This window comes from Tissierella sp. P1 (genome assembly GCF_002266425.1).
Classification (GTDB): Bacteria; Bacillota; Clostridia; order Tissierellales; family Tissierellaceae; genus Tissierella; species Tissierella carlieri.
In genome coordinates this window covers 20,694-42,260 of record NZ_NPMN01000028.1, presented here as the reverse complement: position 1 = coordinate 42,260, position 21,567 = coordinate 20,694, and the positions used below count along the sequence as shown (strand labels likewise).

The following is a 21,567-nucleotide window of genomic DNA, read 5'->3' as shown; positions in this document are numbered from 1 at the left end:
TCCTCCTTATGGTTATAATTTTATATTCTTAATGTGACATTTAAGTGACATTTTATATTTTTTGATAGAATTTAACCTTAAATCTCGCTCCACCTTCAACCTTATTTTCTGCTGAAATTTCTCCACTATGTTTTTCAACAATAGTCCTCGCCATAGAAAGGCCTATTCCAACGCTATCTTTATCAGAATTTTTGCCTTTATAAAATCTTTTGAAAATATAAGGCAAATCCTCCTTTGAAAATCCATTTCCATTGTCCTCAATCTTCACCTCTGTAAATACGGGATTAGCTTCAAGAAAAATATCTATCTTTCCATTAGCTTCTAAATGTTCAGTGGAATTTTTTATAATATTTAGAAAAGCTTCACCTAGCCAGTAGGCATCTCCCTTTATTGATATATCTTGTCCTATTATATTCAATCCTATATTCTTTTTTTCTATTAAGGGCATAATAGGCTCTATAGCTAGGTCTACTATATTTTTAATGTTTATAATCTCTTTTTTAAATTCGATTGTATCTGCATCTAATTTTGACATAGTAAGTAAGGAATTAGTCAAACTTTCCAATCTTATTATCTGTTTATTTAACCTCTGAATATATTCTTGAGTTTCCTTATTATGCTCATTGCTTTCCATTAATTGAGCCATTATATTAATAGAGGTAATTGGAGTTTTCAATTGATGTGATATATCTGCAATATTATCTTTTAAATTAATCTTATCTTGTACGGCTTGCTCCCTTAATTCCCTCAAGCTGACAACAGTTTTATATAATTCATCAGAAAGAATAGTAAAATCTTCATCAATATTTAGATTTAAGGAATACTCTCCCTTATTTGTCCTTTCAAGATAATTCTTCAATTTTTCTATATTTCTCTTTCTGTTATTGCTTAATATCCTCATATTGATATAAACCATAGAACCAACCAGTATAGAAAATAAAAAACTTATGTAAATAACAGTTTTCTTATCCTTTAAAAATATAAACTTAGTTGAACTATATCCATATCTTTTCAGGACTTCTTTTCCGATAGCAATATATTGACTATCTTCAGATTTCAATTGGCTCATAGCCAATATTTCCATATCCTTTGAACTCTCAGCTACGACTCCTATTACAGTTGATAATTTTTCAAATAACATATGTCCCAGCAAATTATAGATTAAAATACAGAATATAAATGATAGCAATAAAATAAAAATTGATATTCCTGCTTTATAAGATAAATCTTTTCTTGAGCTACTCATCTTCATTCCCCATCCTATATCCTATTCCCCTAATTGTTTTTATGATTTTAGGTTTGTTATAATCACCTTCAACCTTTTCCCTTAATCTTTTGATTGTAACTGTAAGGGTATTGTCATTAACAAAATCCCCCTCAATATCCCAGAGCCTTTCTAAAATGCGTTCTCTTGTTAAGGTTTGATTTTGATTTTCCATAAACATTTCAAGCAATTTATATTCCCTACCAGTTATATTGATTTCCTCGTTATCTTTATAAACCTTAGTTTGAGATTTTATCAGCTTTAACTCCTTACAAAACAATATATCATCTACAATATTATCTCTTTTCACTCGTCTTAAAACTGTATTTATTCTTGATTCTAATATGGATAACTTAAATGGTTTAGTAATATAATCATCTGCTCCCAAGTCTAAGCCCTTAACTATTTCCTCATCTTCATCTCTTACTGTGAGAAAAATTATTGGAATATGAGATTTAGATTTTACAAAGGAAAAAAATTCATATCCAATTCCATCTGACAGATTCATATCAAGGATAATTAAATCATAGCTTAATTTAAACTTTTCTTTTCCTTTGGCTAAGGTATCTCCTATCTCCACCTGAAAATCCTTTTTCTCCAAATATGTCTTTATTCCAAAGGATATGTTTTCATCATCTTCAATTAATAAAATTTTCTTCAATAATTTCACCTCTATAATAAATAATTAATTTACCTTTATTATATAATAAAAAAGGTCTTAGGGTAATATATCCCCTCAAAAACCTTTTTCAGCTTTAATTTTAGAATATATCCCGCTAAAAAAGTGTGATATAATGATTGATGAGGAAAAAATTGGATAATACAGTACTGGAAAATTTGCATAAGTTTCAAATCATTTATATACTACGGAGGTAATTATATGTTAAAATTAATAAACATTGATTCAGAGAATTTTTGGGAAATTATAAAACTTAAGGTAACAAAACAACAAGAAGAATTTGTGGCATCTAATACCTTTTCAATTGCTCAATCAAAAGTACAGCCAGAATGTATACCTCTAGCCATATATAATGATGAAACCCCCATAGGCTTTCTCATGTACTGTATAGACAGCATTGACAAGGAATACTGGATTTATAGAATTATGATTGACATCAAATATCAGTCAAAAGGATATGGACGACAGGCAATGGAATTGCTTATAAATAGGATTAAGGAAGACAAAAAGCACCATGTTATCTTCATTAGCTTTGAACCTGAAAATGAATGGGCAAAAGCACTTTATGAAAGCATGGGATTTACACCAGACGGCAGAGTTGTTGAAGGCGAGATTGTATACAAGCTAGAATATTAGCTGCATTCTCTTCCATCTTAAAATTATACCTTTTTAGATAATAAGTATGAATTTAGGCTTGCTTCAAAGAGTAAACCTAAATTCATATTTTGGAGCAATTTCTTATTCTGATCTCTCAGCATATCCTTCATATTTCTAAGAAAGTATAGCCAATATAACTATGACTCTAACTTAATAACGGCCTAATTTACTTAGCTCTTCCTCTATTATATTTTTATCTAACCTTTCAAATAAAATATTAAATTCACCTATTGCACTCCCTATTTTTACATCTAAATACTCCCAAGTATCTGAATCGCAATTTAACCAATACTTAACCTTATCTGATGAAAAAGGCAAAAATGGATGAAGCAAATTAGCTATATTTACTATGGCTACTAAGCAATTATAAATGGTATTGGTACATTGAATTTTATCTGTATTGATTGTAATCCAAGGAGCCGTCTCATCAAAATATTTATTTATACTTCTAATAAAATCAAATATTTTTTCTATTGATACTTTTAAATTTCCACGCTCTATGAGAATTCCAACCTCATTATATAAAATATCAATATCTGTTCTTATATTATAATCCAGCTCTCCTTTTAGTATCTCACCATTAAAGTATTTTTCCACAAATACTAAGGTTCTGTTTACTAAATTACCATATACCCCCAACAATTCTCCATTATTCTTATTAACAAATTCTCTCCAAGAAAAATCAGTATCTCTTTTTTCAGGGCCATTTACTATAAAGAAATATCTCAATGAGTCAATATTATATTTTTCAATAACATCTGGAATCCATACTGCCCAATTATTACTGGTTGATATTTTCTTTCCTTCTAGATTAACATACTCACTTGAAATTATGTTGTTTGGAAATTTATCAGCCCCAACACCGCTTAACAACGATGGTAAAATTATTGTATGGAACGGAATATTATCTTTTCCGTGAACATAATAAGCTATAGTTTTACTATCCCAAAATTCTCCCCAGTTCCTATGATTTTCTAATCCCCATTTTTTGCTTACAGTTAAATAACCTAATACTGCATCTATCCATACATATACCTTTTTATCTTCATAACCCTTAATCGGTATATCTATCCCCCATGAAAGCTGCCTTGATATAGCCCTATCCTGCAAGCCTTCATTTAAATATCTTTCTGTATTATTAACTGCATTTATTCTCCAATCTCCCCTACTTTTATCTAAATACTTCCATATTTCATTTTCAAACTTTGATAGTCTAAAGAATAATTGTTTTACATTTTTAATTATTGGCTCACTTCCACAAAGTTTGCATTTTCTGTCTCCAAGCTCAAGCGGCTCTAAAATAGTGGAGCAAGCATCACATTGATCCCCCCTAGCAATACTTTTACACACTGGACAAATACCCTCCACAAATCTGTCAGCCAAGAATTGAGTACACTTTTCACAAAATAACTGCTCTACTTCTTTTTCATATATCAAATTATTATCATATAATATGCTGATAATATTCTGAACCTCTTTCCTGTGATATTCATCATCAGTCCTAGAATATATATCATAAGAAAATCCCAACCTATCAAAGCAATATTTAAATTCATTATGATATTTATCAGTAATTTCTCTGGGAGATACATTTTCTTTCTTAGCTCTTATGGATATTGGTGTACCGTGGCAATCACTTCCTGATACATACAATACATTTTCACCTTTGACTCTAAAATATCTTACTATAACATCTCCTGGTAATAATGCAGCTATATGTCCTATATGCAATGATCCATTGGCATATGGCCATGCTCCTCCTATAAAAATGCTCATAATTTTCCCTCCTATTATTTTTTAATAAATATAAAAAACTCCCGAACCTAAGAAATAATCTTAGGAACGAGAGTTTAACTTCGCGTTACCATCCTAATTTACCTATATCTCACGATATAAGTCTCATCAAGTACGTCACAAGCAATGTGATTATACTCTATCACTATAACGGGTGAACCCGTTGCAGCCTAAATCTTACGATCTCGGTGCACAACTCCAAGGCCATTTTCACTTTAATCTTCTTTGCCCCTTCTCACCAACTAGGAGCTCTCTGTAAAAGCATTCTTAAAGCTACTTTCCTTTTCTTCGTATTTCAATTATTATGTGTATTATATTCTATATTATAATTAAAGTAAATATGATTTATTAATTTTCTAACATTTCCATCCCACTAATAACATCTAATGTAAGATAATTAAGTAAATTAATCTATTTAATTTCTATCCCATCTTCTATAGATAGAATATTGGAAATAATAGCTGTACCTTTTACAACTTTTTCCTCCACTTTAGGCACCATCGAAGGATTAGATGGATATTTTTTTCCATCAAATTTCATTCTGGCATAAGAAAATTCTGTCCCTCCACCTGCTACCTGCATTATAATATCATTCCAACCATTTATTTTATCTTCACTTATTATAATTGGATTTCTTGCTAATGTGAATTTAGATATTACTTCATAACTTTCTTCCTCAATTATTAAAGCTGTAGATCCACCTGAACCTGATACAGATTCTCCTAATAAGTAAACGAAGATTTCTTTTTTACCGTCTCCATTAAGATCAATATAATTATAAGAATATGCAATCTTTCCATCTTGATTTTTATCATACTCTAAATAATCAATAATAGCTTTTTCTAATTTTTCATTTCTTTCAGTTTCAGAAGATTTATATTTAATACCTGAAAAATCTATTGTATTTGATTTAAGTTCTATTATCTCATCTTCATTTATTATTTGGTTCATCTTATCTATTAAATCCTCTGTAACTTTATTACCATTTTTGGCTACTTCTTCTGTATAAGTCTTCAATATATCGTGTAATATTAAATACTCATAATCTTTCATTGCCTTATTATAACTTTTAAGAGTATCAGAATTCACCTTATGAGTTGTAAGATCGTGGGTCGAGAAAATATAGCCTCTCAAGTACCATTCATGCATTTGATTAACTTCTGGTAAATACTTAGAATAAGGATACATCAACATAAACTCTTCCATAGCTGCAATTCTTGAAGCCATTTCATCTAATGGTATTTTAACATATTCTTCAGAAAGTCCTGGTTTATTAGATTCTGCTGCAAATATCTTTAAATAATCACTAATCTCACTACTTACAAAGTCACTAAAATTTAAAAACTTCTCGTAACCTATAACAAAATAGTAACTTCCTTCGGCCGTAGCCACTTTTAATCCCATACTGTTGGCATTTAGAAGTAATTCTTTCAAATCTTTTTCCTTTGAAAAAACAGAAGCATTTTCAATAATGTTTACATCATTTAAATCAGTGGCTTTTAATTTATATGTTTTCATGATGCCTTGATTTTCAAACATTTTATATCTTTCCTGATATTTATTAAAGGTAGTATTCATTGAACTAAGTTCTTCATTTAAAGCTGACAAGTATGTCCTAATCCCTTCACTATTATCTCTTATAGAAAGTTTATCTTTATTTTCATTTAAATAATCAAATGCTTTTGATAAATTCCCTTTATTTATAAATTCATTATAATTAGATACTATTTTTTTATCTGTTTTTTCTTCTTTAGGTTCTCCTACCTTCTCATATTTCACAAAATTAACTCCATCTTTTCCATCCCATTTATACCATATATTAATCTTTTCTGAGTTGACAGAACTGCTATCCGCAGATTCAGGATCAATTTCTTGTATGGAAAATTCAAGTATCCCATCCTTATCAATATCTTTTATCTCACCATCTGGATATACTGATAAAAGATTTGCTTTTTTAGAGCTTATTCTATTAACTAATTTATCATTCTCAAGAGTAAAAAGATAAAATTGTCCTGAATGTGCTCCTACATTGGAATTTATAAAAATCGCATTTTTTCCTGTTTTTCCTTCTCCTATAATTATATTTTCAACTCCATTATCATAATTCATAGAAACTCTATCTATTTCCTTATACTCACCATCTTTATATTTATATAATACTAATGTCCCTTCATCATCCATGTTGCTGAAATCTCTTTGCTCATACACTATAATTTCAGGAATGTTATCCCCATCTAAATTACCTATATTAAAATGTTTACTTATTTTTCTCTCATTTTCCTTACTATATTTTGTTAAAAGATTAACTCCTAACTCATTAGCTAAATTCATATATTTATTATCTTTTATATAATCGTAGCTTTTATCATTTTTATTAATAATTGCAGATATTGAGCTTTGTAATCTGTCACTTGCTTTAGTCTGTTCTGCCATAGCTGTAATTCCACTCAAATATCCCAGTGATGCTTGTGGTAGTGGTGCAATAGCTATAGTAAAACCTAATGTAACTGAAGCAATTCTTCTTATTTTCTGTCTCATTTTTTATTCTCCTTTTTTATTGAATTAACTTTATTATATAACTAAGAAATCTAGGAGTATTTACAAAAAAATTACATAATAATTACATAATGGAATCAAATTAAATAAATATTCTTCTTATCTCCCATTTTATTTTTAATTATAATTATTTTCCTTCAATATTTCTTTGAAATAATATACATGTAGTGGTAAAAAAGTAATATCGGGATAACTTTGTCCTGTTTCCCATTTAGAAATAGAGGCCTTTGAAACATCGATATACTTTGCTAATTCTTCTTGAGTAATGCCTTTTTCTTTTCTCTTAACTATTAGTGTTTTTACAATATTTATTTCCTTCATCTAATCACCTCTTGCTTTAATTATAACTTTCTGTTATTAAAAGCTCAGAGGATTTACAGTTGATTTTGAGGGTCTGACATTTATTGCATACTCTTCAATATTTTGATACCAAACTCCATGAGCCTTAGTAAAGAGTTGACTGAAACAACCAGATTTAATTGTATTCTCATTCCACATAAAAAGATTATCCATCAATAAGGACATTCACCATTTTAAAAATCCGTCCTTTTCTATCTGTTGAAAGGTTATCTATATACTTTTGTAAATCTAACCGTAGCTCATGTTCAGCCTCAGATAAATCTATAGCTTGAATATCCGATTTGAATGGATGACGCTTAATGAGTGCAGCGACTTCAATATCTTCAAGTATATCAAAGACTAGAGCTTTCTCTTCTCCATTTAATTCTGCATCAAAAAGTATATCTTCTAAATCATTAAATGACTCTACGTTTTCTTTTATAATTGCAATCTTATTCAATGAATATTCACAGACTAATAATTGATTAATTAATTTTCTATAATCTTCATCCTCCATCTTTACACCAGATGAAAACTTGATCTTCGGCTTCAAGTCAGGATTAATTGGAGTTACAAATACTTTATCCAAAGCATTTGTCTTAATTCCATAGGCAATATTAGATGTGACTTTGTGTAAGCTTCTTTCAATATACTCTTGAACTAAAGGATTTGTAATATTCATCTTTTCAATTAATTTTTTAGCCGCATTTTGAATCTTCAAGGCAAGTGAATAATTAGTATCCTTTGATAGCTCTCTATTTAAAAATTGAATTTCATCTTTTGAAATATCCAATTTTTTAATACTTTTATTGGCAAGCAAGCACCCTAGCCCCGCCGTCAATACATGTTCAAAGATATTAATTAGCAAATCTTTATATCCTTCGTCATATCCATAAAGAAGATAGTGAATATCTTGTGTATCAAAATTTCTACAAAACTCATTTTCAATAAGCAAACCCTCAAGATATTTGTGAATAAATTCAATCCCCTCCAAATTAATCACTGGATTACAGAGCTGATAATCTATTGATGCAGGAGTCTCATGAGCCTCATAATCTGGATTATATGACCTAAAAAAAATTCCTATTCCATCATCATCAAGGGTTGCATTATAAGTGTAATTTAATGTAAAAACCTTATTCTTTTTAGCCAGCTTGTAGATATGTTTTACAGTACGAATTTTCTCATCAATCAAATCTCTCCCCTTCTTATAAATTTCATCAATCCTTGTTGATTTGAGTTCACTAACCGCACTGTCAGCATCAGGTAATGATTTTAAATATAGTCCTATTGTGTACAGATTGGATTTCATTATATTTTCAGCAACCTCTACTCTTATGGAACTACTTTCGCCACCATTATAATTCTCACTTTTATATGCTAAAAAATCAATGCATTGCAACTGAATATTTTCAATATCTGAATCATATAAAAGCCCACAAGCATATGCCTCTTGCAGAATCGAAATAAAATACGATTCTTCATTCAAATTATTACTATCAATGATATGTCGATTTTTAATATTCACCATATTCATCCTCCTCATATTCTTCCAAATCCTCCGAATAATCCGGAGGATATCCATATCTTAAGTTATGAGCCATATTAGCAAGTTCTCTTTCTGAAAGTAACTCCAATGATCCCTGACATTTTCCATCAAAGCTATTCTTCATAAATTTTATCAATTCATCATCGTTCATCAAATCAAGTGTTTCATTTTTATAAAAATAAAAGATTTCCGTAAGTTCGTGAAGTGTTTCAGCATAGTTATACATAGAAATATAAGGAGAATCACAAAATTCTTTAATTATCTTGTTGATGGAGCCTCCTCCAAATTCAATCCGACCATTGGTTTTTAATGCCAGAGCACGGGTTTCAACTAGTTCAACAGCATCATGATGGGATAAAGTCAGCCTAAACTGAGCAGTAAAATCATTACATCTTTCTATTTCTGCCACAGCTTGTTTTAGTATCAAGGATGAACCTAAGCTAGTTATTTCGAATAACAAAATAAATCTCCTCCTATGCTAAATTATTTTTATTTTTTTCAATATCCTATTGACACACCTTTTAAAATATGTTATGATAATAATATATGATTATTTTTTGATTTATTGCGTATCCTATATCATATCACGTACAAATATAAAAAGCAATAAAATAATTACAGCGAACAGTCATGTTCGTTTTTTAATTATTTTATTGCTTTTATTGTTATTCCTGTATATCAATAAACAAAGACATAATATCTAAAATACAGCAAATGCTCTTCTATGCTTAATTATATATATACCTTTGCTATTAAAATATTAGCTGGATTTTCAGATCTTAGTTTTAGATTTAGAGTATTATTATTAGACCTAACTAAAAGAGTTTGAAATGGGCTAATAGGATTTGTATCTCCATTGATATCAACATATACCCCATTATCCCAAGCATATATGAAACAAAAGGCTTCCTTAAAATCGAAAGAAATTTCTTCTACTACTAAATGTTCTTTGTCTATATAAATGCTCTCAAGCTGCCCTTTAGCTCCATTCCTAAGCATCAAATTAAAATCTCTTACCATACCATAGCTAGTAGTATCTGTTGCTCCATTAAATTCGTATACTTCAAAGGGCTTTAGATTGATATATTCTTTATGATTATGTGTTAATTTAAGCTCATCATCAAGTGGCGTAATAAATCTATTTACTCCTTCTAATTTAGTAAACTCTGATTTTTCTAATTCTACTATGGCAGAGCTTAATCTAAATTTAAAATTAAGTTCTTTATAATTTGAACCTTCTGGATAGATAAATATTTGAGTAGTCTTACCTCCTGACCATTCCGTTGTTATATAATCATCTTCTTTAATTAACCTTGTATTAATCTCCATTTTATTCCCCTTATTATTATGATAGTCTTGCACATCCTTACATGGGATTTATATTAAAATGTTCTGCTGCCTGACGTGCAGAATAATCTGTACTATGCATATATTCTATAACAGATAGTTTGAAATCGCCACTATAAGTTTGACTTTTAACTAAATATTAGATCTTTTCTCTAACTTTTAGAAATCAGTTCATAGCGGGTAGTATTTATAAAACATCAAAAAATCGTCCGTATTTATAACAGACGATTTTTGTCATTTCATTTTATTTCTTTTTCACAGGGTAGCATACTTCCGTTACCCACTCTTCAGGATTCTGTGTTTCATAGGGACTAACATGGTAAATACAGAAGGATAAACCATTAAATTCATATCCATTATCTCGAATCCAATTGGCTACAGCTTCATTCACTTCTATAACTTGGTCATAACTTCCCTTGTAGGTAGCTGATGCAATTTGAATGGGAGCAACGGTCTTAAATTTAACATTTTCAGTGTCTTCATAATTTCCACGCACTGATTTCTGAACTTCTACATCTACTCCGCTTTCCTTATACTCTCCATCATGAAAGATAGCTAAGGTATAGCACGGTTCACCATCTTGCATATGAAGAGATGCTGTTTCTTCCATGAGAATATTCCAAAGCATTCCTTCCTGATCATAGTTAGGAATTATCTTACGTACACTTGCCACATATCTTTCAGGAAGTTCTTTTAACGTTACATTGTAATTCATTGTCTTATCATCCTTTCCAAGTCTCTGAATAGTAGTCTCAATGAGCAGTAAACGTCGATTTATTTCCTCCGCTTGTTCTTGAATTTCTGTCTGTTTTAACAATAAATATTCCTTTAGAGCCTGTGGATTTTCATAATTTTTCAGTATTTTAGAAATAGATGCTAGGCTAAATCCCATATCTTTTAGTGCATTAATACGACCTGCAAGAGGCAATTGTGCTTCACTGTAATACCTATAACCTGTAAAATCATCTATACTCTCGGGAATAAGTAAACCAATCTCATCATAATGACGTAGCATTCTTATACTGATCATTGATAGTTTTGAAAAATCACCTATTTTTAACATTTATCTTACCTCACATATATGTGTTTTTTGAGCTCAATTATAGTATAAAGTATGCCATAGTGTAAGAGTCAACAAATAATTTAAAAATTATCTGTTGATTCTTGAAAACTATACCATCTAAATCAAATATATAATTCTAAAAGCAGTCATCAATTTTTTCCTTTCCTAAACATACTTTTTAACTCCTTAGCCGCTTCTTTTATATCTGGCTGTGAAATAATAGCTGAGACCACTGCAAGCCCATGGATACCTATGCCTTCAAATTTTGGTATTGTAGTCTTATTAATTCCTCCAATCACCACAATAGGCAGTTTAATATGTTCTCGTATTCGTGCAAGTTCATCTATGGATGTAATCTTTGCATCTGTTTTCGTACCAGTTGTAAACATTGCTCCGACACCAAGATAGTCTGCATCCTCTGACTGCGCCTTTATTGCTTCTTCAAAGGTAGATGCAGATACACCAAGAATTTTATTGTCACCAATCAATTTTCTCGCAATGGTTACAGGTAGGTCACTCTGACCAATATGTACACCTGCAGCGTCAACCGCTAATGCAATATCAATTCGGTCATTAATAATTAATGGAGTCTGATATCTATCTGTAATTTCTTTTATTTTCGTTGCTATTTCAAAAAACTCTAAAGATGAACAATTTTTCTCTCTCAATTGTATTACCGTACAACCGCCTAAAATGGCTTGCTCTACAGCAGTTTCCAGTTTTTCTGTACTCATAAGCTCTCTATCTGTTATAAGATAAAGTGTATAATCAATATTTGATTTCATCTATCTTCGCCCTTTCTACAAAATATGTGCTATCCATATTTGATAAAGTATCAATGATACCAATATGAAAGCTACCTGTTCCCATTTCTCTAGTTTTTTCAAAGGAAATCTCACCAGCAATTCCCATTGCAGTAATTCCTGTAACCGTTGCTGTATAATGATCCTTTGTTATACCGCAGAAACTACCTGCAAGTGCAGATGTCATACAGCCTGTACCAGTTACTTTGGAAAGCAGTTTATGACCATTGGCTACTTTAGCAACACGAATGCCATCTGAAATGATATCTACCTGTCCTGTAATTCCTACAACACAAGAATATTTATTAGCCACTGACTTCGCAATAGCTTCCGCATCATTTCTTTCATCTGCTTTTGAAGTGTCAACTCCTTTTGTAGAAACACTTAGTCCAGCTACAAAGGAGATCTCTGATAAATTTCCACGAATTACATCTATTTTTACTTCTGAGAGAATTTCCTGCGTTGCTTTGTTTCGCAGTGAGGAGGCACCTGCTCCAACAGGATCTAAAACTACGGGAATATGAAGTTCATTGGCTTTTTTTCCTGCTATAATCATTGAAGTAATAGTTCGTTGATTTAGAGTTCCTATATTAATTACAAGAGCAGAAGATATTGAAACGATTTCTTCTACTTCTGCAACATCATCTGCCATAATAGGAGATGCTCCTATTGCCAAAATGGCATTTGCACAATCATTTACTGTCACATAATTAGTGATATTGTGAATCAGTGGATTTTTTATCCTGACTTCGCGGAGTAAGTCCATGCAAGCATTAGTTAAGTGATTCATTAGTATTTCCAACCTTTCTTTTATTTATAATGAAGCATATAACACCCATTGCTACCATTACAGGTAACGTGATTCCTATAATAGAGTTATAAGGCATAAGTAAACGATAAACGATAAATCCAATCACCCATAAAATTATGTTTCTTATGCTATGGGAGCGACTAGGGTCTATATCTTTTTTATGCAGCAGAAAATAATCCACAAACAGGATGGCAAATAAAGGTGCAAATACAGAACCTATAAGATATAAAAAATTCTCATATTGACTAATAGGAACAAACATTGCAAGTAATGAACCTACGACACATGCAATAACAGCAGCAAACTTTTCATTTACCTTTTTATTTAAATTCGCTGTGCTTACTCCTGCAGAATAAACATCGAGAAATGTAGTGGTAACTGTGGAAAATAGAACAATTACAAGAGCAACCAAGCCAAGTCCTGCAGACATTAATATGGCTGTAATATCCGATGTGCCAGCGTAAATTGCTGCACCGAGTCCAATTACAAACATCACTGTACTACCAACAAAATAACTTATTACACTCCACAAAGTACCTGTGATTTTCTTCTCCAACTTTCTTGTATAATCAGATATAAGAGGAAGCCAAGAAAGGGACATAGCTACATTAAGTTCAACCGCCGTGCCAAAGTTTATAGTTTCTTCCATTACAATTACTCCACTAGTATTTTTGAAAACCGTAAAACCAAGAATAATTGTAAATATAAACAAGACCGTCATCACTACAGTATTTAATTTTGACAGATTTTTAATACTAATTACTACCCAAATACAAATAAGTAATCCAATAACCATACACCATAACTTTTCATTCTGATAGCCCCAAAGATGATTTGTAATTCCATCAAATGCTTTTGCTCCGTTAATAATCATAATCGCAGTCCAACCAAGAAGCTGTAATATATTAATCCACGAAAACCCAAAGGACCCATATTTACCAAAAGAAATACGAACAGATTCAGCGGCAGAAAGACCAGTTTTTGCACCAATCAGTCCCGCTGGAAAAAGAATAGCCCCTCCAATTACATGTCCAATAATAATAGCCCAAATACCTTGGACTAGTCCCAAAGGAGCAAGTAAAGCTCCTGTCATAATTTCAGCAATCGATACTGCTGCACCGAACCATAATAATATTTGACTAAAGGTAGACACCTTTTGATTTTCACTTTTCATTATAAATCTCCTTTACTTTCCTTAATTTTCAAACCATTTTTATATAGCTCATAAAAATGATGTGTTGGCCCATTACCCTTACCAATGTTTAACGAATGCTCAATTGCTGTAGTAATATATTTTTTAGCCTGCTTTACAGCAATAGGCATAGTCATACCAAGTGCAAGATTGGAAGCAATAGCCGAAGAGAAAGTACAACCTGTTCCATGAGTATTTTTTGTATTTATACGCTGGGTTTCAAAATAATAGAACTCTTTACCGTCATATAAAATATCCAGTGCATCTCCAATAGCATGACCACCTTTAACAAGAACATTTTTACACCCCATATCATAAATAAGCTTTGCTGCTATTTTCATATCTTCTGTACTGCTTATCTTAATATTTGATATCTTCTCAGCCTCTGGGATATTAGGTGTAAGTAAATCAGCATAAGGTAGTACAACCTTGATCAACGTATCTATGGAATCGGGGTCCATAAGTGGGCAACCATTTTTCGCATACATTACAGGATCAATTACAACATTACACGGCTTATATTGCTCCAGTTTTCTTGCTACTGCCTCCATACAAAGTTGTGTAGACAGCATACCAATTTTCACAGCGTCAACCTCAATATCCTCAAATACTGCATCAATCTGCTTCTCAATCATATCTGGAGTAATATCTTGTATATCGATAACACGGCTCGTATTTTCTGCTACTACTGAAACAATGACACTCATTCCAAACACCCCATGTGCAGAAAACGTCTTTAAATCTGCTTGTATCCCAGCACCTCCACTGCAATCTGATCCAGCAATACTAAGTACCTTTTTCATTGAAACTCCTCCCTTTGTTCTTTATATATAATAAATTAGGGCACTTCTCTACACGGAGAAGCACCCTAATCAAATACAATAATGTAAGTGATTTGCTTCCCTACGTCGGTATTAACCAACAGGTTCAAAGGGTCAGGTTTTACCTTCTCAACTATTTATAGTCCCCCCGCAAATGTTAATTATATTCATTTTTATACTTAATGACCTTACCTTAAATAATAATAGGGCACTTCTCTACACGGAGAAGCACCCTAATCAAATACAATAATGTAAGTGATTTGCTTCCCTACGTCGGTATTAACCAACAGGTTCAAAGGGTCAGGTTTACCTTCTCAACTATTTATAGTCCCCCCGCAAATATTAACTATATTCATTTTTTATACTTAGTAACTCTATTTTAAATAAATAATAGGATACTTCTCTATACGGAGAAGCACCCTAATCAAATACAAATAACATAAATGATTTGCTTCCCTACGTTGGTATTAACCAACAGGTTCAAAGGGTCAGGTTTTACCTTCTCAACTACTTGTAGTCCCCCTGCAAATATTAACTATATTGATTATATCCCATAGTAATAACATAATCAAGCTACAAAAGTATAATTTTTTCTCTAACTTTTATAAATATTATTATTTTCCTTCAGCTTCCATAACTGAAATTATAGTAGCCAAAGCGTCCATATTTTCTTCTGGAACACCTGATATGCAAATCCTTATGTAATTACAATTCCTCTGATTCTTCTCTTTAGACCATTCTTCTGGAAAGAATTCTGATGCTGCTTTTACAAGAATCCCATGATGCTTAAGTTTCTTTTCAAATTCTACAGCCTCTATATTCTCAGGCAGATGGAGCCATATGAATATTCCATGTTCTGGAACATACCAACTGAAACCTAACGGGCTTAATGATTTAACGATTTTAGCTGCCTTCTTAAGTTTAGTTTCATAAGATTTTTTGACTTTTTTAATATGTTTTTCGTACATTCCTGATTTTATAAAAATATCCAGTGCTGCTTGTGGAATTTTTGATGTATTCAAGTCACTAATATGCTTAATATTAATCACTTCCTCAATCATGGATTCTGGAAGTACTGCTGCTCCCATCCTTATTCCAGGCATGAAAGCCTTTGAAAAGCTTCGTATATAAATAGTGCCTTTGCTTATATCATAATAATGTATTGACATAGAACCTTTTCTTGAGCCTAAATCTGCTAAATAGTCATCTTCTATAATAAGCACATTATATTTATAAGAGAGTTCGGCAATTTTCTGCTTGTCTTTTTCAGAAAGAGTATAACCGGTAGGATTATGATGTCTTGGTATAACATAGAAGGCAGTAATTTCACCTGACTTAAATATTATTTCCATTTCTTTATAGTCAAAACCATCAACTCTCCTTTCAATTCCTATAATATCAATACCTAAATGATCTGCCAATTTTAAAGCAAGACTGTATGTAGGAGATTCAACAAGTAATTTACCTTTACTTTTCCCAAATAGATATTGAAATACTAACCCTATAGCTTGTTGGGCTCCATTGGTAATTATTATCCTTTCGGCAGCAGTATATATTCCGTCCTTCTCGAATTCATACTTCAATGTATCCCTTAAAGAAGATAGTCCACCGCTAGATTCATATTCAAACAATGTATTTTTATACATATCAACCGCCTTATTCATTACATGAGTGAACTCTCTATATGGAATAAGTTTTTCATCTGGCTTAACTGTCCTAAAATCCACCTCTTCCTGCACCACCTTTAATCTTTCTTCTGAATCAATCAAGTAAAAACCTCCGCGAGGAATACTATATACCTTATGCTCCCTTTCCAATTCGTTATATGCTTTATTTACAGTTATTTTATTTATAGAAAGGTATGAAGATACTTCTCTGCAGCTGGGAAGCCGCTGACCATTTTTTATTTTCCCATCCTTAATTTCTCTAAATATAAAATCCTTAACCACCTCAACTTTACTTTTTTTCATCATTTTTCACCTCTACACCATATTTTGTAATAGTACAGAATGAATTTTACATAATTGAACTACTATATTTTTCATTATATACTTAACCTAAAATAATACAATATATTGGAGGTAATAAAGGTGGATGAACTATACAAAGATAGATGCATGAAAATGTTTACAAATCCAGATACTTCCATAACAGTCATGGAAGCTTTAGGTACTCGAATCAAAACTAAAGAATATGGAGAACTGATTGATTTTGAATCAGGATGTTGGGCTGCTGTCCTAGGTCATAGCAAGAAAGAAGTCGTGGCGACTATAGTTGAAAATGCGGGACATTTATTTCATACTCATCAATATTTTGATACAGAACACCCGGGGGCATTAGTAAAAGAACTTACTGAAGCGTCTAAACTTAATGGAAACTATAAAGGAACCTTTATGTCATCGGGAAGTGAGGCTGTTTCTCTAGCTGTTTTACTGGCTGAACTTGTTACTGGTAGACTAAAGAAACTTTCCTTATCAATTTCTTATCTTGGTACATCTCCGGAACTGAGACTGCCTAGAAACCCTAATCAATGGGTAGACCTAAATGTATATGAGTGCCTCAACTGTACAAAAAATTCCAACTGCGAAGAATGTGGTAAGTATAATCATATAGATTTCTCATATATTGCTGCATTTGCTCTGGAGCCTGGGAATTCAGGGGGCCTTGTCCTATGTCCACCAGATAAGCTAATCACATTTCTAGTTAAAAATATTAGAAATTCAGGAGGCTTTGTTATAGCAAATGAAGTTACGACAGGCTTCGGCAGGACTGGTAAATGGTTTGGATTTCAACACTATAAGGTCTTTGACTGTGAATCAAGTTCCCCTGATTTTATTGCGCTAGGTAAAGGTCTTGGAAACGGCTATCCTATAAGCAGCTTGCTGGTTCGTTCAGAATTGGCAGATATAGTAGAGTCAATAGATTTTAGATACGTCCAATCTCATACGGACGACCCTCTAGGTTGTATGGTCGCAAGGAAAGTAATTGAAGTCATGTTAAATGAAAATCTCGTTGAATACGGAAATAAAATAGGAGAATATTTTCGTCATAAACTAGCTGAAATAGGTGAACGTACAGGTGGAATAATGGAAGTACGTGGAAGAGGAATGATGAACGTTGCGGTTCTTGATAAAAGACATAAAGCATCAGAAGTATTTAAAGTCCTTCTCGAAAGAGGTTTTTTCATTGGATATTCAGATGTTCATAATTATCTACATTTCTATGCTCCATTAATAATTAAAAGTGAAGAAATCGATAACCTATGCAATTCTCTTGAACTTATTCTAGAATCTGATTCAACTATAAAATTTAAATAACCTATCTGCTATTAGGTAAATTATCATTAAAATTATGGAGGTAATAAAATGAACAACTTTGAATATTATATCTCTACAGATAAGTCAAAATTAAATATTGAATCAGTAAAATCATTATTAAAACAATCTTATTGGGCTAATGACAGAACTGAAGAAACAATATTTAAATCTATTGAAAATTCGATCTGTTATGGAGTATACCAGAATGGCAAATTAGTTGGATTTGGTAGAGTGGTTACAGATTACTCTACAGTTTATTGGATTTGTGACATAATAGTTGACATAAATCATCGAAACAATGGTTTAGGAAAAAAACTGATGGAAAATATTATGACAACTAAAGAATTAGAAGGATTGCTAGGTATTCTAGCTACTCAAGACGCCCACGGATTATATGAGCAATATGGTTTTACTAGGGAATCCCATAAGTTTATGATGAAAAAAAGAACTAGGCTGTAAAAACTTGAAATTCGATTCTCATTAATTTTTACGAATATAGAATCATAATTATATCAGAAGTTTGATAGTTAGAGTATTATTCATAAATCAAATATAGTTTCAAATGTTCAAATAAAATAAAAATTTATAATAATGGTTATGTACATTCTCTTTTAAAATCGAATCAAGAAGTCAAAAGACTTCCCTTGAAAATACATATATTTTTAATATCCCTCTAAGTCATAATCTATTTTTTAGCCTCTAACTCCATGACTTACGTTACCATAAATAAAACCTCTATATTAATCTAATATTTAGGCATAATGATAATCTTTTCTAAAAACAGCCAAATATATAATACACATTATCATAGCTAAAAATTCGGCTATGGTCATAGCATACCATACGCCTCTATACCCCAAATTAATGGCAATATAATAAGTCCTGCTGTAATAAATACGAAAGTTCTCATAAAAGAAACAATTGCTGAAACCCTACCATTTGAAAATGCAGTAAACATAGCAGATGTAAATATGTTTATTCCTGCAAAGAGAAAATTGATACTAAAAATATAAAATTTTTCTATAGTAATATTATATACTACACTGTTTTTAGGAACAAACAGTTGAACGAGTAATGGTGCAGATAACGTCGCAACAGCATAGGATATAATCGAGCTTACCACAATGAAAGTTATACAGTATCGAAAAATTTTTTTAATTTGTATTATATTTTGGCTTCCATAATTAAAACTAATAATTGGGGATACACCCATTGAAAATCCCATAAATACAGCATTTAATAAGAATTGAGCATATAGCATAATAGTAATTGCTGCAACACCATTTTCTCCTAAATACTTCATCATTATTATATTATATAAAAAGGTAACCACAGCAAGTGCAATATTGCTCACCATTTCAGATGAACCGTTAAAGCAGCTGTCCCATAGAACTTTTTTATCTAGCTTTGGTTTTACAAAATATAATGTTCCCTTTCTGAGGAAAGTAAAATAGAGCATTCCAAAAACAGCTGGAATTGTAATACCTATTCCAGTAGCAATTGCAGCACCTACAATACCCATTTGCATTGGAACAATAAAGATATAATCAAGTACAATGTTTGTACAACCACCAACAATAGTCATTACAAGTCCAAGCTCAGGTTTTCCAGCAGTAACAAAAAAACATTGAAACAGCATTTGAAGTATGGCAAGGGGAGTAAAAAATAAAAATGTTCTCCCATAGTCAAGGCATAGCTGAAGTACTGCTTCATTGGCTCCTAATAAAACTACTAGGGGTTTAATAAAAGCAATACCTACTACCAAAATAATCAAACCTATCATAACACCAACTAAAACAATCAAACTAAAGTTTTCTCTTGCAGCTTGACTTTCCCCTTCCCCCATTTTTTTAGCAATCACTGCACTTCCTCCTGTAGCAAACATAAGCCCTATAGCAATAATTACATTATAAATTGGATATACAATATTAACTGCCGATAATGCTGTTGTGCCAACAAAACGAGATACAAACAGTCCATCAACAATTGTATACAATGACATAAAAACTATCATCACTATAGTTGGAAGGGCAAATTTAAATAGTGAATAGAAGCTAAATTCCTTATCTATCGAATTTTTCATGATGATTTTCTCCTATTGATAATTTATATAACATTGATTATAATAAAGTATAGTGTTACCCGATAGTCAAGAGGAGATTTTATTTATGAACAAAAACTTACAGAATTACTTTACAACTGGAGAATTTGCAAAAATTGTAGGGGTTACAAAACACACTTTATTCCATTATGATCAAATAGGTATATTTTCTCCAGAACTAAAAGGAGAAAATGAATACAGATATTATTCTGTTTTTCAAGTTGAACCTTTCTATGTCATATCTGCATTAAAAGAATTGGGAATGCCATTGAAAGAAATTAAAGCTTATTTAGATATACGGGGACCAGAAAAACTTATTGATTTATTGAATAAACAGGAAGATGAAATCGACAAAAAAATTGATCGGCTTCTTGCCATGAAGGAATTAATTTCGCAAAAATCACAGCTTACTAAATCTCTATTTAATGTAGATACAAAAAATATTTCTATATCAGAAGAAAAGGAAGAGTTATTGCTTTTAACACCTACTCTACCATGGACAGGAGAACGCAGTGTATTCATATCCTTTGCAAATCACATAAAATCTTGTATAGAAAATAATATCTTTATCCCTTATTCTGTAGGTCAGATGATTAGTAGTTCAAACATTCTTGAAAAGGATTTTAATGCCTATGATTATTTCTATACAAAGGTTTCTACGCAACTACCAAAGGTTGATATTTATCTTAAAAAGTCAGGTCGATACTTAACTGCATATCACACAAATGGTTATTCTTCAATTGAGGAAACTTATGAAAAAATACTTACCTTTGCAGAGCAGCATCAACTACAGCTAATAGAATATTTTTTTGAAGATGCGGTTTTAGATGAGTTATCTGTTGTCGGATATGAAAATTTTGTAATTAAAATTTCAGTTCTGATTAAGGAATGACCAGAATAAAAGCTGTTTGGTCCATTAGAATTCTCCAAAACATTCCATCCTGATCTTAGTCAGGAATTACCTTATGTACACTTGCCATAGGGAATTAACTTCACTATAATATCAATATCCTGTAAAAACACCTTATTACTGGATATTTAAAATCTCGTCCATGCAAATTAAAATCTATAAATAAACAAATTATCTGTAAATCAATTCTAATATATGTTATTATAGAATTTGGAAAATAAAATAATATATGACAGAGTAGATAACAAGCGTTAAGTGTTTGAGAATGGAACGTTGTCTCAAGACGAAAAGCTATGCTTGCGGTTTGTTATCGCGTTCACTGCTCATAAGACTTCTTTCTTATGTGCAGGTCATAAAAGAAAGG

At 31.4% G+C, this 21,567-nt stretch carries 19 protein-coding genes, 4 riboswitches and 1 other annotated feature; of the genes, 4 read left to right on the top strand and 15 right to left on the bottom strand.

Features of this window, described 5'->3' with window-relative positions; genetic code table 11:
- Positions 1–52: 52 nt before the first annotated feature.
- Together CIW83_RS17250 and CIW83_RS17245 are read right to left on the bottom strand one after the other, a co-directional pair.
- The gene (locus CIW83_RS17250; RefSeq protein WP_158220164.1) at positions 53–1,246 is read right to left on the bottom strand and encodes a sensor histidine kinase KdpD; all 1,194 of its coding nucleotides are present in this window, start codon (positions 1,244–1,246) and stop codon (positions 53–55) included.
- Positions 1,239–1,925 (bottom strand): response regulator transcription factor, encoded by a 687-nt coding sequence (locus CIW83_RS17245; protein ID WP_094903511.1) that lies wholly within the window; start codon positions 1,923–1,925, stop codon positions 1,239–1,241. The genes CIW83_RS17250 and CIW83_RS17245 overlap by 8 nt, the downstream gene beginning before the upstream one ends.
- Before the next feature lie 219 nt (positions 1,926–2,144).
- Here CIW83_RS17245 and CIW83_RS17240 point away from each other — a divergent pair, with 219 nt between their 5' ends.
- On the top strand, positions 2,145–2,579 hold the full coding sequence (locus CIW83_RS17240) for an N-acetyltransferase (RefSeq protein WP_094903509.1): 435 nt from the start codon (positions 2,145–2,147) through the stop codon (positions 2,577–2,579).
- Between the two features lie 171 nt (positions 2,580–2,750).
- Here CIW83_RS17240 and metG read toward each other — a convergent pair whose 3' ends face one another.
- The 12 genes from metG to CIW83_RS17180 all read right to left on the bottom strand — a co-directional run bounded on the left by metG (position 2,751) and on the right by CIW83_RS17180 (position 16,845).
- Positions 2,751–4,376, bottom strand: a complete 1,626-nt coding sequence (metG, locus tag CIW83_RS17235) for a methionine--tRNA ligase (RefSeq protein ID WP_094903507.1) — start codon at positions 4,374–4,376, stop codon at positions 2,751–2,753.
- A gap of 59 nt (positions 4,377–4,435) precedes the next feature.
- Positions 4,436–4,692, bottom strand: a binding site (T-box leader).
- 113 nt (positions 4,693–4,805) lie between these two features.
- Entirely contained in the window at positions 4,806–6,932 is a 2,127-nt protein-coding gene (locus CIW83_RS17230) for a hypothetical protein (RefSeq protein ID WP_094903505.1), read from the bottom strand.
- A gap of 135 nt (positions 6,933–7,067) precedes the next feature.
- Entirely contained in the window at positions 7,068–7,271 is a 204-nt protein-coding gene (locus CIW83_RS17225) for a helix-turn-helix domain-containing protein (RefSeq protein ID WP_094903503.1), read from the bottom strand.
- A gap of 184 nt (positions 7,272–7,455) precedes the next feature.
- On the bottom strand, positions 7,456–8,820 hold the full coding sequence (locus CIW83_RS17220; protein ID WP_094903501.1) for a DUF6179 domain-containing protein: 1,365 nt from the start codon (positions 8,818–8,820) through the stop codon (positions 7,456–7,458).
- Entirely contained in the window at positions 8,807–9,298 is a 492-nt protein-coding gene (locus tag CIW83_RS17215) for a DUF6323 family protein (RefSeq protein WP_094903499.1), read from the bottom strand. Before CIW83_RS17215 ends, CIW83_RS17220 begins: the two co-directional genes overlap by 14 nt.
- A gap of 272 nt (positions 9,299–9,570) precedes the next feature.
- The gene (locus CIW83_RS17210) at positions 9,571–10,167 is read right to left on the bottom strand and encodes a HutD family protein (protein WP_094903497.1); all 597 of its coding nucleotides are present in this window, start codon (positions 10,165–10,167) and stop codon (positions 9,571–9,573) included.
- 262 nt (positions 10,168–10,429) lie between these two features.
- Entirely contained in the window at positions 10,430–11,248 is an 819-nt protein-coding gene (locus CIW83_RS17205; RefSeq protein ID WP_094903495.1) for a MerR family transcriptional regulator, read from the bottom strand.
- Positions 11,249–11,397: 149 nt separating this feature from the next.
- On the bottom strand, positions 11,398–12,033 hold the full coding sequence (thiE, locus tag CIW83_RS17200) for a thiamine phosphate synthase (protein WP_094903493.1): 636 nt from the start codon (positions 12,031–12,033) through the stop codon (positions 11,398–11,400).
- The gene (gene thiM, locus CIW83_RS17195) at positions 12,017–12,841 is read right to left on the bottom strand and encodes a hydroxyethylthiazole kinase (RefSeq protein ID WP_094903491.1); all 825 of its coding nucleotides are present in this window, start codon (positions 12,839–12,841) and stop codon (positions 12,017–12,019) included. The genes thiE and thiM overlap by 17 nt, the downstream gene beginning before the upstream one ends.
- Positions 12,825–14,036: a putative hydroxymethylpyrimidine transporter CytX gene (gene cytX / locus CIW83_RS17190; protein ID WP_094903489.1), complete on the bottom strand. Its 1,212-nt coding sequence runs from the start codon at positions 14,034–14,036 to the stop codon at positions 12,825–12,827. The genes thiM and cytX overlap by 17 nt, the downstream gene beginning before the upstream one ends.
- A complete protein-coding gene (thiD, locus tag CIW83_RS17185; RefSeq protein WP_094903487.1) occupies positions 14,036–14,857 on the bottom strand; it encodes a bifunctional hydroxymethylpyrimidine kinase/phosphomethylpyrimidine kinase in 822 nt (273 codons plus the stop codon). The genes cytX and thiD overlap by 1 nt, the downstream gene beginning before the upstream one ends.
- A gap of 79 nt (positions 14,858–14,936) precedes the next feature.
- A riboswitch (TPP riboswitch) is annotated at positions 14,937–15,035 on the bottom strand.
- 87 nt (positions 15,036–15,122) lie between these two features.
- Positions 15,123–15,220: riboswitch (TPP riboswitch) on the bottom strand.
- Positions 15,221–15,310: 90 nt separating this feature from the next.
- A riboswitch (TPP riboswitch) is annotated at positions 15,311–15,409 on the bottom strand.
- Between the two features lie 80 nt (positions 15,410–15,489).
- Positions 15,490–16,845: a PLP-dependent aminotransferase family protein gene (locus CIW83_RS17180; protein ID WP_201259991.1), complete on the bottom strand. Its 1,356-nt coding sequence runs from the start codon at positions 16,843–16,845 to the stop codon at positions 15,490–15,492.
- A 120-nt stretch (positions 16,846–16,965) separates the two neighbouring features.
- Between CIW83_RS17180 and CIW83_RS17175 the strand changes: the two genes are divergently transcribed.
- Together CIW83_RS17175 and CIW83_RS17170 are read left to right on the top strand one after the other, a co-directional pair.
- The gene (locus CIW83_RS17175; RefSeq protein ID WP_094903428.1) at positions 16,966–18,192 is read left to right on the top strand and encodes an aminotransferase class III-fold pyridoxal phosphate-dependent enzyme; all 1,227 of its coding nucleotides are present in this window, start codon (positions 16,966–16,968) and stop codon (positions 18,190–18,192) included.
- A gap of 48 nt (positions 18,193–18,240) precedes the next feature.
- Positions 18,241–18,651, top strand: coding sequence for a GNAT family N-acetyltransferase (locus CIW83_RS17170; RefSeq protein ID WP_094903426.1), 411 nt, complete (start codon positions 18,241–18,243; stop codon positions 18,649–18,651).
- A 370-nt stretch (positions 18,652–19,021) separates the two neighbouring features.
- Here CIW83_RS17170 and CIW83_RS17165 read toward each other — a convergent pair whose 3' ends face one another.
- Complete coding sequence (locus CIW83_RS17165; protein WP_201259990.1) at positions 19,022–20,275, bottom strand: MATE family efflux transporter; 1,254 nt, start codon at positions 20,273–20,275, stop codon at positions 19,022–19,024.
- 85 nt (positions 20,276–20,360) lie between these two features.
- Between CIW83_RS17165 and CIW83_RS17160 the strand changes: the two genes are divergently transcribed.
- Complete coding sequence (locus CIW83_RS17160; protein WP_094903424.1) at positions 20,361–21,185, top strand: MerR family transcriptional regulator; 825 nt, start codon at positions 20,361–20,363, stop codon at positions 21,183–21,185.
- 249 nt (positions 21,186–21,434) lie between these two features.
- Positions 21,435–21,527, top strand: a riboswitch (THF riboswitch).
- The last annotated feature ends 40 nt before the right edge of the window (positions 21,528–21,567 follow it).

Coding starts and splice junctions, on each gene's coding strand:
- CIW83_RS17250 (WP_158220164.1), bottom strand. CDS start 1,246: ATGAGTAGCTCAAGAAAAGATTTATCTTATAAAGCAGGAATATCAATT.
- CIW83_RS17240 (WP_094903509.1), top strand. CDS start 2,145: ATGTTAAAATTAATAAACATTGATTCAGAGAATTTTTGGGAAATTATA.
- metG (WP_094903507.1), bottom strand. CDS start 4,376: ATGAGCATTTTTATAGGAGGAGCATGGCCATATGCCAATGGATCATTG.
- CIW83_RS17230 (WP_094903505.1), bottom strand. CDS start 6,932: ATGAGACAGAAAATAAGAAGAATTGCTTCAGTTACATTAGGTTTTACT.
- CIW83_RS17225 (WP_094903503.1), bottom strand. CDS start 7,271: ATGAAGGAAATAAATATTGTAAAAACACTAATAGTTAAGAGAAAAGAA.
- CIW83_RS17220 (WP_094903501.1), bottom strand. CDS start 8,820: ATGGTGAATATTAAAAATCGACATATCATTGATAGTAATAATTTGAAT.
- CIW83_RS17210 (WP_094903497.1), bottom strand. CDS start 10,167: ATGGAGATTAATACAAGGTTAATTAAAGAAGATGATTATATAACAACG.
- CIW83_RS17205 (WP_094903495.1), bottom strand. CDS start 11,248: ATGTTAAAAATAGGTGATTTTTCAAAACTATCAATGATCAGTATAAGA.
- thiE (WP_094903493.1), bottom strand. CDS start 12,033: ATGAAATCAAATATTGATTATACACTTTATCTTATAACAGATAGAGAG.
- thiM (WP_094903491.1), bottom strand. CDS start 12,841: ATGAATCACTTAACTAATGCTTGCATGGACTTACTCCGCGAAGTCAGG.
- cytX (WP_094903489.1), bottom strand. CDS start 14,036: ATGAAAAGTGAAAATCAAAAGGTGTCTACCTTTAGTCAAATATTATTA.
- thiD (WP_094903487.1), bottom strand. CDS start 14,857: ATGAAAAAGGTACTTAGTATTGCTGGATCAGATTGCAGTGGAGGTGCT.
- CIW83_RS17180 (WP_201259991.1), bottom strand. CDS start 16,845: ATGAAAAAAAGTAAAGTTGAGGTGGTTAAGGATTTTATATTTAGAGAA.
- CIW83_RS17170 (WP_094903426.1), top strand. CDS start 18,241: ATGAACAACTTTGAATATTATATCTCTACAGATAAGTCAAAATTAAAT.
- CIW83_RS17165 (WP_201259990.1), bottom strand. CDS start 20,275: ATGAAAAATTCGATAGATAAGGAATTTAGCTTCTATTCACTATTTAAA.
- CIW83_RS17160 (WP_094903424.1), top strand. CDS start 20,361: ATGAACAAAAACTTACAGAATTACTTTACAACTGGAGAATTTGCAAAA.